Genomic DNA, 13,377 nt, shown 5'->3' with positions numbered 1-13,377 from the left:
GCACCTGTCTAGTACGGAACTACAGGGTCCGCACCCCGACCTGCTCCCAGGCCTTCGACACGGCCTCCAGCTCCTCCCCGTCGCCGAACCGCTCCCGCGCGGCCTTGACGGTGAGCGTGGCGAAGTCGGCGAACATCGCCTGCTGCTTCAGCTCGCCGCCGGTCAGCACGTCGTACCAGATCAGTCCCGCGCGCTCCCAGGCGTGGCCGCCGAGGGCCGTGGCCGCCAGGTAGAAGGCGTGGTTCGGGATGCCCGAGTTGATGTGGACGCCGCCGTTGTCGCGGCCGGTGCGGACGAAGTCGTCCATCGTCGCCGGCTGGGGGTCCTTGCCCAGGACGTCGTCGTCGTACGCCGTGCCCGGCTCCTTCATGGAGCGCAGTGCCTTGCCCGTCACCCGCGGGGCGAGCAGGCCCGCGCCGATCAGCCAGTCGGCCTCGGCGGCGGTCTGGCCGAGCGTGTACTGCTTGATGAGCGAGCCGAAGACGTCCGACACGGACTCGTTCAGCGCGCCGGGCTGGCCGAAGTAGGTGAGGTTGGCCGTGTACTGCGTGACGCCGTGGACGAGTTCGTGGCCGATGACGTCGATCGGGATGGTGAAGTCGAGGAAGATCTCGCCGTCCCCGTCGCCGAAGACCATCTGCTCGCCGTTCCAGAAGGCGTTGTTGTACTCGCGGTCGTAGTGCACGGTCGCGTCCAGGGGAAGACCGTTGCCGTCGATCGAGTCGCGCCGGTACGCCTTCAGGAGCAGCTCGAAGGTGGCGCCGAGGCCGGCGTAGGCGCGGTTGACGGTGGCGTCCTTGCCGGGCTTGTCGCCCTCGCCCCGCACCTTGTGTCCGGGCAGGTCCGTGCCGTGCCGGGCGTCGTGGACCGTGCGGTGCGGCCTGGCGGGCTCGGCCCCGGCGGGCGGGGCCACGGACGGGGCGCCGACGACCGTGGTCAGGCGGCGGTGGGTGCGCTCCAGGGCGTCGCGCTCCAGTGTCCGGCGGGCGGGCCCGGCGAGTGCGGGGTCCTCGGCCTGGGAGAGCTTGTCGAGGACGTGGGGCGGAACGATGGTGCAGAAGACGGGCTCGAAGCCCCCGTGAGTCGTCATGCCCGGCACCTTTGCACTGCGTGACGAGACTGTCACCAGTAGCCACCATGATTGGTGAAATACCGGGACAAGGACCTTCACCCTCCGTGGCGAAGTGGTATAGCGCACTTTTTGTCCCGTTTGCGCGTCCGGTCCCGCATACTGATACGGATCCGCGCACACGGAGAGTCTCGACTAGCATGCTGCGCATCATGCGTTTCGGGCTGCTTCTCCTTAGCTGCCGCGGCGAGGGCCTGTAGTCGAGGCCGACTCCCTCCCCGCGGAGCTTGGTGCTGCGTCGTCGGCCGTCCTTCCGGACACCTCCTGAGGAGCCCCCGCATTATGGCGAACCGCCAGCAGCCCAGTTCCATGCCGATCCACAAGTACGGCCGCTACGAGCAGGTCGACATCCCGGACCGCACGTGGCCGGACAAGCGCATCACCACCGCCCCCCGCTGGCTCTCCACCGACCTGCGCGACGGCAACCAGGCCCTGATCGACCCCATGTCGCCCGCCCGCAAGCGCGCGATGTTCGACCTGCTGGTCAAGATGGGCTACAAGGAGATCGAGGTCGGCTTCCCGGCCTCCGGCCAGACCGACTTCGACTTCGTACGCTCCATCATCGAAGAGCCCGGTGCCATCCCCGACGACGTCACCATCTCCGTACTGACCCAGGCCCGCGAGGACCTGATCGAGCGCACGGTGGAGTCGCTGAAGGGCGCCAGGCGCGCGACCGTCCACCTCTACAACGCCACCGCCCCCGTCTTCCGCCGGGTCGTCTTCCGGGGCTCCAAGGACGACATCAAGCAGATCGCCGTCGACGGCACGCGGCTGGTCATGGAGTACGCGGAGAAACTGCTGGGCCCGGAGACGGAGTTCGGCTACCAGTACTCGCCGGAGATCTTCACCGACACCGAGCTGGACTTCGCGCTGGAGGTCTGCGAGGCGGTCATGGACGTCTGGCAGCCCGGCCCGGGTCGCGAGATCATCCTCAACCTGCCCGCCACGGTGGAGCGTTCGACCCCGTCGACCCACGCGGACCGCTTCGAGTGGATGGGCCGCAACCTCTCCCGCCGCGAGCACGTCTGCCTGTCGATCCACCCGCACAACGACCGCGGCACGGCCGTCGCCGCCGCCGAGCTGGCCCTGATGGCCGGCGCCGACCGTGTCGAGGGCTGCCTGTTCGGGCAGGGCGAGCGCACCGGCAACGTCGACCTGGTCACCCTGGGCATGAACCTCTTCTCCCAGGGCGTCGACCCGCAGATCGACTTCTCCGACATCGACGAGATCCGCCGCACGTGGGAGTACTGCAACCAGATGGAGGTCCACCCGCGCCACCCGTACGTGGGCGACCTGGTCTACACGTCCTTCTCCGGCTCCCACCAGGACGCCATCAAGAAGGGCTTCGACGCGATGGAGGCCGACGCGGCCGCCAAGGGCGTCACCGTCGACGACATCGAGTGGGCGGTCCCGTACCTGCCGATCGACCCCAAGGACGTCGGCCGCTCCTACGAGGCCGTCATCCGGGTCAACTCGCAGTCCGGCAAGGGCGGCATCGCGTACGTCCTGAAGAACGACCACAAGCTGGAACTGCCCCGCCGGATGCAGATCGAGTTCTCCAAGCTCATCCAGGCGAAGACCGACGCCGAGGGCGGCGAGGTCACGCCGAAGGACATCTGGGCGGCCTTCCGGGACGAGTACCTGCCCAACCCCGAGAACCCGTGGGGCCGGATCCAGGTCAAGAACAACCAGTCGACGACCGACACCGACGGAGTGGACACGCTGACGGTCGAGGCCACGGTCGACGGCCAGGACACCGTCCTGACCGGTTCCGGCAACGGTCCGATCTCGGCCTTCTTCGACGCGCTCCAGTCCGTCGGCATCGACGTACGCCTGCTGGACTACCAGGAGCACACGATGAGCGAGGGTGCCTCCGCGCAGGCCGCCTCCTACATCGAATGCGCGATCGGCGACAAGGTCCTGTGGGGGATCGGAATCGACGCGAACACCACGCGCGCCTCGCTGAAGGCGGTCGTCTCGGCCGTCAACCGCGCGACTCGCTGACCAGCCCCGTAGGCGGTTTGAGGGCTCCGTCCGCTGATGTCCGGCGGTCGGAGCCCCGTCGCATACCGGCCAATCCCTGTGAGGGTCACGGAAAGGTCTCCTCCGGGGTGCTGACTCCTCCTCATGGATGTGGCTAACATCACGCAAGCGCGGCGACGCTGCCGTGCGGCATGACGGAGGTGCGACGTGCTGCCAGGACGGGGACGAAACGGCCATGCCGCCAGGTTGTCGGGCATCCTGGGCACCCGTACCGCGTGGACGCCCGCCGGTGACGGAGAGTTCTTCTGCCCCGGCTGCGGCGGCGACCGCAACTACCAGCGGCTGACCGGACAACGCCGCTTCACCCTGCTCGGCCTGCCCGTGCTGCCGCGCGGCGAGACCGGCCCGGTCGTGGAGTGCGCCGCCTGCCGCCGCCACTTCGGCATGGACGTCCTCGACCATCCGACCACCACCCGCTTCTCCGCGATGCTCCGCGACGCCGTGCACACCGTCGCCCTCGCCGTGCTGGCCGCGGGCGGCGCCGGTTCCCGTACGGCGCTGGAGTCCGCGGTGCTCGCCGTGCGCGCGGCCGGCTTCGACGACTGCACGGAGGAGCAACTGGCCGCCCTCGTGGAGGCGCTGGAGGCGGACACCGGCCGGATCACCGGGGAGCCCTGCGGTGCGGGGCTGGCCATAGAGCTGCACGAGGCGCTGGACCCGCTCGCCCCGCACCTCGCCACGGTCGGCCGCGAATCGATCCTGCTCCAGGGGGCGCGCATCGCCCTGGCGGACGGGCCGTACACCCCGGCCGAGCGGGACGTGCTCGCCACGGTGGGGGCGGCGCTCACCATCTGTTCGGACGACGTGACACGGGTGATGGCGGCGGCGGCGCGCACGCCGTCGTAGGGCGCAGCCCCTTCCCGGCCGACCCGGGGCCGTTACTCCCCGGGGAGTAATCCGCAGCCCGTGCCGCCCTGTGCAGTAACCCCCGACTCGGCCTCGAGCCCGACGAATCCGCCCCCGTGCGCCGGGAGTCTGGAGACCGTTCCAGACACCCGGACCGGAGGGAGCCCGAACAGTGGGGGACACAAGGAACACCGCACGGCGGCGAGCCGTGCCCTGGGCGGTGGTCGGGCTGTGGCTCGCCGCCCTCGTACTGGTCGGGCCGCTCGCCGGGAAGTTCGCCGGCATCCAGCAGAACCGCGCGGTCGACTACCTGCCCGACAGCGCCGACTCCACGCAGGTCGCGCGGATCCAGGACCGGCTCCCGGGGGGCGAGTCCACCGACCTGGTGCTCGTGTACCACCGGGACGGCGGCCTGACCGACGCCGACCGGCGCACGGCCGCCGAGCAGATCGCCGAGGTGCGCGGCGCCTACGACGTGACCGGCGAGCCGCGGGGCGTGCCGTCCGAGGACGGCTCCACCCTGATGTACCCGGTGTCCAGCACCCAGCCGGGCCAGGACGAGGAGGCCCGGAACGCCTTCGTGGACGGCGTGCGCGAGGTCGCCGAGGGGAGCGGCGGGCTGAGCGTCGAGGTCGGCGGGCCGGGGGCGCTGAACACCGACATGGGCAAGGTGTTCGAGACGATCGACGGCACCCTGCTGCTGGCCACGCTCGCCGTCGTCACCGTCCTGCTGATCCTGATCTACCGCAGCCCGTTCCTGTGGCTGGTGCCGCTCGCCGTCGCGGGCGTCGCCGCCACCACGGCCATGGCCGCCGGGTATGGACTCCACGAACTGTTCGACGTCACCGTCACCGGCCAGAGCGGCGGCGTGATGACCGTGCTCGTCCTCGGCGCCGGCACCGACTACGCGCTGCTGCTCATCGCCCGCTACCGCGAGGAACTACGGCGCCACGAGCGGCCGTACGACGCCATGCGCACCGCTCTGCGCGGCTGCGGACCGGCCATCCTCGCCTCCTCCGGGACCGTCGCGGCCGGGCTGCTGTGCCTGCTCGCCGCCGATCTCAACAGCAGCAGCGGCATGGGGCCGGTCGGCACGGTCGGCGTACTCGCGGCGCTGGTCGCCATGACGACCCTGCTGCCCGCCGTGCTCGTGCTGCTCGGGCGGCGGGTCTTCTGGCCGCTGATCCCCGCCTTCGGCAGTGAGCCCAAGGCCCGGCGGTCGCTGTTCGCCGCGATGGGGACCTCGGCGACGCGCCGGCCCGTCACCGTGCTCGTCGGTGGCGGCGTCCTGCTCGGTGCGCTCGCGCTGGGCACGCTCAACCTGTCCGGCAGCATCAAGCAGGAGGACTCCTTCACCGAACGGCCCGAGTCCATCACCGCCATGCAGACGCTGGCGCGGGAGTATCCGGAGCGCAGCAGCCGGCCGGTGACCGTCATCGCCCCCGACGAGCGGACCGACGTGGTGTTGGACCGGGCCCGTGAGACCGAGGGTGTCGCCGAGGCGGTTCCCGGGCGCAGTGGCTCGGGGTGGACCGAGATCGCGGTCTTCACGGCTGCCTCGCCCGAGACTCCGGCCGAGACGCGGACCATCGAAGCCCTGCGTACCGGGCTCGACACCGCGGGCGCCTACGTCGGCGGGCCCAGCGCGCAGCAGATCGACCTGGCCGACAGCGAGTCGCGGGACCGCAAGGTGATCGTGCCGCTGGTGCTGGGCGCCGTGTTCGTCATCCTGGTCGGCCTGTTGCGGAGTCTCGTCGCGCCGTTGCTGCTGCTGGCGGCCGTGGTGGCGGTGTGGGGTGCGGCCCTCGGCATCGGGGGGCTGGTGTTCGAGCCGGTGTTCGGCTTCGGCGGTACGGATCCCGGACTGGGGCTGCTGTCGTTCGTGTTCCTGGTCGCCCTCGGGGTCGACTACGGCATCTTCCTCATGCACCGGATGCGGGAGGAGTCGGTGAAGGGTGCCGAACCGGAGGCCGCGGCGCTGACCGCGTTGCGTACGACCGGTGGGGTCATCGCCTCGGCGGGGGTGGTGCTCGCGGCGACGTTCGCGGTACTGACGACGCTGCCGTTGGTCGGGCTCGTCGAGCTCGGGTTCGTCATCACGGTGGGGGTGCTGCTGGACACCTTCCTTGTGCGGACGTACTTGGTCACCACGGCGAGTGTGCTGCTGAAGCGGCGGATGTGGTGGCCGGGTCGGCTCTCGCGTGCACCGGAGCAGCCTGCCGGAGCCGAACAGGGGCGGGTGCGCAGCCCTGCGTCGCGCTGAGCAGATCAAGCGCCCCTCCCCTCCCGGAGGGGCGCATTCCTGGACGAGGATGAGGTCCGTGCAGGTGCCCACGACAGGTAATCGGATCATGGCGGTGATCAACCGTGATCCGCTGACCGCTCCGCACGCCGTGCGCAACGACGCGCTGCTCGCTGTCGTCGCCGCCGTACTGGCGGTCGGACTCGCGCTGTTCGTCGACGACGGCCGCCGGCCCGACGCGCTCGGCTGGACGCTGCTGCTCGCCTGCCACGTGCCGCTGGCGTGGCGGCGCCGCCGTCCGCTGCTCGTGCTGCTCGCGATCGTGGCCTGCGTCGCGCCCTACCACGCCCTCGACAACACCCACACGGCGCCGACCCCGGCCACCTACATCGCCCTCTACACCGTCGCCGTCACCGGACGGCCGCTGCGTACCGTCCTGGTCGGCGTCGGCGTCATCACCCTCTCGACGAGCGTGATGCTCACCGTGAGCATGCACGAGGCGCTGAAGGTGCTCCAGATCTCCGGGTGGGTCGTCGCCGTGCTGTTCTGCGGTGCGGACGTGCGCTTCTACCGCCAGTACGTCGCCTCCATCGTGGAACGCGCCGAACGTGCCGAGCGCACCCGCGAGGAGGAGGCCCGGCGGCGGGTCGCCGAGGAGCGGTTGCGGATCGCCCGGGACCTGCACGACCTGCTCGCGCACAGCATCACCCTCATCGGCGTGCAGACTTCCGTCGCCGCCCACGTGCTGTCCGCCGACCCCGAGCGGCTCGACCGGGAGACGGTGGCCAAGGCGCTGGACGACATCGCCGAGACCTGTCGCAGCGCCCGGGGCGAACTCCGTACGACGCTGGAGGTGCTGCGCGAGCACGATTCCCCGGATGCCCGAGGTCCGCTGCCCGGCCTCGACGGTCTGACCGACCTGGCGGAGGCCGCGCGGCTCGCCGGTGCCCGGGTCGAGCAGACCGTACGGATACGGCAGGCACCGCCCGCCGTCGGTGCCGCCGCCTACCGCATCGTGCAGGAGGCGCTGACCAACGCGGTACGGCACGCGGGACCCGAACCGGCCGTCCGTGTCGACCTGGACGAGCGGCAGGGTGCTCTGCACCTGACGGTCAGCGACGACGGCACCGGACCGGCACCGGGCGGCACCCCGGGGTTCGGGCTCGTCGGAATGCGGGAGCGGGCCCGCAGCGTCGGTGGCACACTCGACGCCGGACCGCGCACCGGGGGCGGGTTCGAGGTGACCGCGGTCCTGCCGCTGACGACGGGGGAGAGAGCCGGATGACCATCCGAGTGCTGCTCGCGGACGACCAGACGCTGGTGCGGGAGGCGTTCGCGATGCTCGTGGAGTCGGCCCGGGACATGAAGGTCGTCGGCCAGGCCGCCACCGGCCGGCAGGCCGTGCGGCTGGCCCGCAGCGAGCGCGCCGACCTCGTGGTGATGGACATCCGCATGCCCGACCTGGACGGCATCGAGGCGACCCGGCTCATCGCGGCCGACGAGGACCTCGCGGGCGTCCGCGTCCTGGTGCTCACCACCTACGACACCGACGAGAACATCGTGGACGCGCTGCGCGCCGGGGCCTCCGGGTTCCTGGTGAAGGACACCAGGCCGGCCGAACTCCTCGACGCCATCCGTACGGTCGCGGCCGGGGAGTCCCTGCTGTCGCCCGGGCCCACGGCACGGCTGATCGAGCGGTTCCTGCGCAGTCCCTCGGCACCGGAGACCGGCGGCCCGGAATGCCTGTCCGGCCGTGAGCGTGAGGTGCTGTCGCTGGTCGCGCGCGGCCTCAACAACACCGAGATAGCCGATGCGTTGGGTCTGAGCCCGCTGACCGCGAAGACCCACGTCAGCCGCATCATGGGCAAGCTGGCGGCCCGTGACCGGGCGCAGTTGGTCATCGTCGCGTACGAGTCGGGGCTGGTGACGCCGGGGAGCATCTGACGGACAGGTACTGTCCGATGCTCCGTCACGCTCCGTCAGGAGAGGGATGACACTCCTCAGACGCACACTCCTCGTCACCGCCGTCCTGTGCACGCCCCTCACCGCCACGACCCACGCCTCGGCCACCCCCGGCTGCACCTCCTCCGTCCCGTACGTCTCGGGCGAGGGCGGCTACGACACGTACCGCATCCCGGCCACCGTCACGACGGGCAAAGGCACCGTTCTCGCCTTCGCCGAGGGCAGACGCGGCGGCGCGGGCGACACCGGCGACATCGACGTCGTCCTGCGGCGCTCGGCGGACGGCGGCTGCACCTGGGGCCCGCTCACCGTCGTCGCGGCCGGGGACGGCGACACCCGGGGCAACCCGGCTCCCGTCGTCGACCCGCGCACCGGCGCCGTCGTGCTGCTCACCTCCTACAACAGCGGCGAGGTGACGGAGGCCCGGATCATGCGCGGCGAGGTCACGCCCGAGCAGAGCCGCCGGGTGTTCGTGCAGCGCAGCCGCGACGACGGCCGGCACTTCACCCCGCCCCGTGAGATCACCGCGCAGGTGAAGGACCCGTCCTGGCGCTGGTACGCGACCGGCCCCGGCCATGCGGTCGCCCTCACCCGGGGCCCGTACGCGGGCCGCCTGGTCGTCCCCGCCAACCACTCGGCGTCCCCGCCGCCCGGCTCCCCGGACACCGGCCAGGAGCCCCGCTACTACGGCGCCCACGCGCTGCTGAGCGACGACGGCGGCAGGACCTGGCGGCCGGGCTTCGTCGACGACTCGTACGAGGGGACCCACAACGCCAACGAGTCCACCGCCGCCCAACTGCCGGACGGCCGGGTGTACTTCAACGCCAGGGACCAGCACGGCACGAGCCCGGGCAACCGCCTCGACAGCCACTCGCCGGACGGCGGCCGGTCTCTCGACCGCCCGTACACCGTGGAGCCCACCCTGAACGAGGTCCCGGTCGTCCAGGGCAGCGTCCTGCAACTCCCCGGCCGCAGCGGGCCGCTGCTGTTCTCCGGCCCGTCCGTCCCCGCCGCCCGCCGGGCGATGGCCGTCTGGCGCAGCACGGACGGCGGCGCCACCTTCACCAAGACGCTCACGCTCTCCCAGCGGCCGGCGGCCTACTCCGACCTGGTGCCGCTCGGCCGGAAGACGGTGGGGATCCTCTACGAGACGGGCGCCCAGGGGCCCTACGAGACGATCGAGTTCCGCCGCCTCCCAGCCGGCGACCTCTGGAAACAGAAGCTCTACAGCAGCCCCGCCGCCGCCAGGTACTTCCCGACCCGCTCCACCTCGCCCTGCGACAACGGCACCTGCGGCTGCGCCGTGGCCGGGCAGTCGATCACGCCCCGCAGGTGCAGCGCGGCCTTGAAGGCGCCGATCGCCGAGGAGCCGGGGCCCATGCGGGCCGGGTCGCCGACGGTGACCATGCCGAACAGGGCGCACAGCCGCTCCTGTTCGGCACGGGCCTCGTCCCACTCCCCGGCGCGGCACAGGCGGTCCAGGCGGGCATAGCCGTGCGGGTCGACGTTGCCGAGGCCGGGCACCGTGCCGTCCGCGCCGACCGCGAGCGCCGCGTCGACGATCAGCTCGGAGCCGGTCAGCACGCTGAAGCCGGTGATGCCCTGGTGGGCCCTGGCCCCGGTCACGACCTGGCGGAAGGCGGCCAGGTCGCCGCTGGAGTCCTTGAGCGCGGCCAGGACACCGTCGGTGGCCAGCTCCAGGACCACGTCCGCGGGCAGCTTCGTGTGGACGGCGACGGGAATGTCGTAGGCGACCACCGGCACCGGACTGGCCCCCGCGACCGCGCGGTAGTGGCGGGCGATCTCCGCCGGGTGGGTCCGGGCGTAGAACGGCGCGGTGACGACGACCGCGTCCGCGCCGGCCGCCGCCACCGCCGCGACATGGCCGAGGACCCGGGCCGTCGTCATGTCGATCGCCCCGGCGAGCACCGGGAGCTGCCCGCCCACGTGGGCCGCGACCGACTCGACGACCAGCCTGCGCTGCTCGTCCGTCAGATACGCCGCCTCCGACGTCGAGCCGAGTACGAACAGGCCGTGCACCCCGCCGGCGACCAGATGGTCGACCAGCCTGAGCAGCGAGGGGACGTCCACCTCGCGGTCCGGTGTCAGGGGCGTGCAGACGGGCGGGATGACACCGGTCAGCGAGGTGATCGTCATGGGGCCTCCATCGGGTCGCTCCGGCGGACGAGGTCGCGGGTCGACTCGTCCTCCTGGACAGGATGGTGGCAGCGGAAGCGGTGCGCGGGGGCCGACGCGGCCGAGAAGTCCGGCATCACCTCCGCGCACGTGCCGTCCGCCTTCCAGCAGCGCGTGCGGAACGGGCAGCCGCTCGGCGGGCGCGTCGCCGACGGGACCGGACCGGCCAGCGGGATCGGCTCGATCGGGTCGAGCAGGCCGGGCGTGGCGGAGAACAGCGCACGGGTGTACGGGTGCCGGGCCCGGTCGGTGACCAGGGCGGCCGGGGACTCCTCGACGATCCGGCCCAGGTACATGGTGATCACGCGGTCGCTCATCCGCCGTACGGTCTGGATGTCGTGCGAGACGAACACCAGGGCCAGGCCCAGGCGTTCCTTCAGGTCCAGCAGGAGGTTGAGGATCTGGGCGCGGACCGACACGTCCAGGGCACTGGTCGGCTCGTCCGCGACGACCAGGTCCGGGTCCAGCGCCAGCGCCCGGGCGATCGCGACGCGCTGCCGCTGCCCGCCCGACAGCTGGCCGGGCAGGGCGTCGGCGAGGGCCCGGGGGAGGCCGACCAGGGACATCAACTCCCGGACTCTCTCGTCACGTTGCCCGCGAGTGCCCCGGTCGTGCACGTCCAGCGGGTCCCGCAGGATCTGCCGTACGGTCAGGCGGCGGTTCAGGGCGGTCGACGGGTCCTGGAAGATCATGCCGGTGCTGCCGCCGACGGCCCTGCGGCGTTCGGCGGGCGGCATCGCCCACAGGTCGCGGCCCCGGAACGACACCGTCCCCCGCGTCGGCCGCTCCACCCCGACCAGCACCTTCGCCAGCGTCGACTTCCCGCAGCCCGACTCGCCCACCACGCCGATGGTCTCGCCGGGCGCGATCGCCAGGTCGGCGCCGGTCAGGGCGTACACCCGGTCGCGGGTGAACAGGCCGCCGCTGCGGGCCTTGTGCACGACGTGCGCGTCGGAGAGCTCCACGAAAGCGGGCTGTGCGTTCATGACACCGCCTCGGTCTCGGTCGTCGCCAGGTCTATGGCCGGGTGATGGCAGGCCGCCGTGTGCGCCGGTGTACCGGTCAGGAGCGGGGCCGTCGTCCGGCAGATCCCGCTCGCCCGCGGACACCGGTCGGCGAACCGGCACCCGGCCGGGAAGTCGGCGGGGGACGGCACGACCCCCTTGATCTGCGTCATCCGCTCCTGCGCCGACTCCAGCGACAGCACACTGCCGAGCAGACCGCGCGTGTAGTGGTGCGCCGGTGCCTCCACCAGGTCGGCGGTCACGCCGATCTCGACGATCTGCCCGCCGTACATCACCGCCACCCGGTCGGTGACGTCCGCGACCAGCGCCAGGTCGTGCGAGACGAGGATGAGCGCGAAGCCGAGCTCCTCGCGCAGCCGCAGCAGCAGCTCTATGACCTGGGCCTGCACGGTCACGTCGAGGGCGGTCGTCGGCTCGTCGGCGACGATCAGCTTCGGGTCGCGGGACAGGGCCATGGCGATCAGGACGCGCTGCCGCTGCCCGCCGGACAGCTCGTGCGGGTAGCTGCGCAGGGTGCGCCCGGGATCGAGGCCGACCATCGTCAGCAGCTCGGCGGGACCGCGCCGCCCGCCCCGCCGCACGACCTGCTTGAGCTGCGCGCGGATCGTCATCGCCGGATTCAGCGACGACAGGGCGTCCTGGTAGATCATCGCCATCTCGTGGCCGAGGAGTCTGCGGCGTACGCGCATCGGTTCGGCGAGCAGGTCGCGCTGGTTGAACCGGACCTGGCCGCCGACGCGCGCTCCCTTCGGCTGGAGGCCCATGACCGCCAGCGCGGTCAGCGACTTGCCGCAGCCCGACTCGCCGACCAGGCCCAGCACCTCGCCGGGATGCACCTCGAAGCTGATGCCGTCCACGATGTCCACGCCGCCGTGGCGCTGGTCGAAGCCGATGGTGAGGTTCTCCACCGCGAGCACCGGCTGCCCGTCCCGGGGCAGCCGACGGGCCCGGGCCCGCAGCCGCCGGGCCGCCTCCGTCAGGCCGGGCAGCCGCACGACCTCCCCGCTGCCGGGCTCCGGCGCCTGGAGCCGGTCGTCCTCGGGGACGTCCACCTCCCGCGCCGACGGGGCCGCCCACGCGTCGGACACCCCCTCGGACAGGATGTTCAGCGACAGCACCGTGACCAGCATCAGCAGGCCGGGGAACACGGTCGCCCACCAGCCGCCGGTCAGCACCATGTTCTTGCCGTCCGCGATGACACTGCCCCAGGACGGGTCGGGCGGCCGTACGCCCGCTCCGATGAAGGACAGCGACGCCTCGAAGACGATCGCCTCGGCGACCTGCACCGTGCAGAACACCAGCACCGGAGCCGCGCAGTTGATCGCCACGTGCTTCAGCACGATGTGCGGTGTGCGGGCACCGATCACCCGTTCCGCCGTCACGTAGTCCTCGCCGTACTGGTCGAGGACGTTCGCCCGGACGACCCGCGCCACCGGCGGCGTGAACAGGAACGCGATCGCGCAGATCAGCACCGTGATGCCACCGCCGAACACCGCCACCAGCACGGCGGCGAGCGCGATGCCCGGGAACGCCATGACGACGTCCAGGCAGCGCATCAGCGTCTCGTCGACCGCCTTGCGCGAGGTGGCCGCGACGGCCCCGAGCAGCGCCCCGGCCACCAGCGCCAGGCCGGTGGCGCCGAGCCCGATCGCCAGCGACCAGCGTGCCCCGTACATCAGCCGGCTGAGGATGTCCCGGCCGAGGCTGTCCTGGCCCATCCAGTGCCCGGCGGACGGATGGCCGGTGCCGTCGACGGGCGGCTGCTGGTCGAGCGGGTCGTGCGGGGCGAGCAGCGGCGCGAGCAGCGCCAGCAGCACGACGACCGCCAGGAAGCAGACGGCGGCCTTCGACAGCAACGGCAGCCGGCGCCAGCCGCGCAGCCGGAGGCCGGGCCGGGACAGCGCCTCGGTGAGGCTCTTCCGGGTCATCATGCG

Annotated in this window: 9 protein-coding genes and 1 pseudogene; 6 read left to right on the top strand and 4 right to left on the bottom strand. The window is 72.0% G+C overall.

Annotation, left to right across the window (positions count from 1 at the left end; all coding sequences use genetic code 11):
* Positions 1 to 19: 19 nt before the first annotated feature.
* Positions 20 to 1,090 (bottom strand): M4 family metallopeptidase, encoded by a 1,071-nt coding sequence (locus CP976_RS14710; protein WP_150480772.1) that lies wholly within the window; start codon positions 1,088 to 1,090, stop codon positions 20 to 22.
* Positions 1,091 to 1,411: 321 nt separating this feature from the next.
* On the opposite strand from CP976_RS14710, the gene leuA reads away from it, so the two are divergent.
* The 6 genes and pseudogenes from leuA to CP976_RS14675 all read left to right on the top strand — a co-directional run.
* Positions 1,412 to 3,133 carry a 2-isopropylmalate synthase gene (leuA, locus tag CP976_RS14700; RefSeq protein WP_150480771.1) on the top strand — a complete coding sequence of 574 codons (1,722 nt, stop codon included), beginning with the start codon at positions 1,412 to 1,414 and terminating at the stop codon, positions 3,131 to 3,133.
* 186 nt (positions 3,134 to 3,319) lie between these two features.
* Positions 3,320 to 4,018: a tellurite resistance TerB family protein gene (locus CP976_RS14695; protein WP_150480770.1), complete on the top strand. Its 699-nt coding sequence runs from the start codon at positions 3,320 to 3,322 to the stop codon at positions 4,016 to 4,018.
* 172 nt (positions 4,019 to 4,190) lie between these two features.
* Entirely contained in the window at positions 4,191 to 6,281 is a 2,091-nt protein-coding gene (locus tag CP976_RS14690) for an MMPL family transporter (RefSeq protein ID WP_167537339.1), read from the top strand.
* A gap of 49 nt (positions 6,282 to 6,330) precedes the next feature.
* Positions 6,331 to 7,545 (top strand): sensor histidine kinase, encoded by a 1,215-nt coding sequence (locus CP976_RS14685; protein WP_150480769.1) that lies wholly within the window; start codon positions 6,331 to 6,333, stop codon positions 7,543 to 7,545.
* Positions 7,542 to 8,204, top strand: a complete 663-nt coding sequence (locus CP976_RS14680; RefSeq protein WP_150480768.1) for a response regulator — start codon at positions 7,542 to 7,544, stop codon at positions 8,202 to 8,204. The genes CP976_RS14685 and CP976_RS14680 overlap by 4 nt, the downstream gene beginning before the upstream one ends.
* Before the next feature lie 46 nt (positions 8,205 to 8,250).
* A pseudogene (locus CP976_RS14675) lies at positions 8,251 to 9,432 on the top strand (sialidase family protein); the annotation flags it as partial.
* Positions 9,433 to 9,446: 14 nt separating this feature from the next.
* On the opposite strand, the gene CP976_RS14670 reads toward CP976_RS14675, so the two are convergent.
* Genes CP976_RS14670 through CP976_RS14660 form a run of 3 tightly spaced genes read right to left on the bottom strand, consistent with a single transcriptional unit; the run spans position 9,447 to position 13,374 of the window.
* Positions 9,447 to 10,379 (bottom strand): dihydrodipicolinate synthase family protein, encoded by a 933-nt coding sequence (locus CP976_RS14670; protein WP_150480767.1) that lies wholly within the window; start codon positions 10,377 to 10,379, stop codon positions 9,447 to 9,449.
* Entirely contained in the window at positions 10,376 to 11,404 is a 1,029-nt protein-coding gene (locus CP976_RS14665) for an oligopeptide/dipeptide ABC transporter ATP-binding protein (protein WP_150480766.1), read from the bottom strand. Before CP976_RS14665 ends, CP976_RS14670 begins: the two co-directional genes overlap by 4 nt.
* Positions 11,401 to 13,374 (bottom strand): dipeptide/oligopeptide/nickel ABC transporter permease/ATP-binding protein, encoded by a 1,974-nt coding sequence (locus CP976_RS14660; RefSeq protein ID WP_150485353.1) that lies wholly within the window; start codon positions 13,372 to 13,374, stop codon positions 11,401 to 11,403. The genes CP976_RS14665 and CP976_RS14660 overlap by 4 nt, the downstream gene beginning before the upstream one ends.
* Positions 13,375 to 13,377 lie beyond the last annotated feature (3 nt).

This window comes from Streptomyces coeruleorubidus (assembly GCF_008705135.1).
Lineage (GTDB): Bacteria > Actinomycetota > Actinomycetes > Streptomycetales > Streptomycetaceae > Streptomyces > Streptomyces coeruleofuscus.
Note: the sequence above shows the minus strand (reverse complement) of the source record. Positions and strands in the feature narration are given on the sequence as shown.

What these genes read in the sequence shown, in the direction of transcription:
- CP976_RS14710 (WP_150480772.1), bottom strand. Translation starts at nt 1,090, where the DNA reads ATGACGACTCACGGGGGCTTCGAGCCCGTCTTCTGCACCATCGTTCCG.
- leuA (WP_150480771.1), top strand. Translation starts at nt 1,412, where the DNA reads ATGGCGAACCGCCAGCAGCCCAGTTCCATGCCGATCCACAAGTACGGC.
- CP976_RS14685 (WP_150480769.1), top strand. Translation starts at nt 6,331, where the DNA reads ATGAGGTCCGTGCAGGTGCCCACGACAGGTAATCGGATCATGGCGGTG.
- CP976_RS14680 (WP_150480768.1), top strand. Translation starts at nt 7,542, where the DNA reads ATGACCATCCGAGTGCTGCTCGCGGACGACCAGACGCTGGTGCGGGAG.
- CP976_RS14670 (WP_150480767.1), bottom strand. Translation starts at nt 10,379, where the DNA reads ATGACGATCACCTCGCTGACCGGTGTCATCCCGCCCGTCTGCACGCCC.
- CP976_RS14665 (WP_150480766.1), bottom strand. Translation starts at nt 11,404, where the DNA reads ATGAACGCACAGCCCGCTTTCGTGGAGCTCTCCGACGCGCACGTCGTG.
- CP976_RS14660 (WP_150485353.1), bottom strand. Translation starts at nt 13,374, where the DNA reads ATGATGACCCGGAAGAGCCTCACCGAGGCGCTGTCCCGGCCCGGCCTC.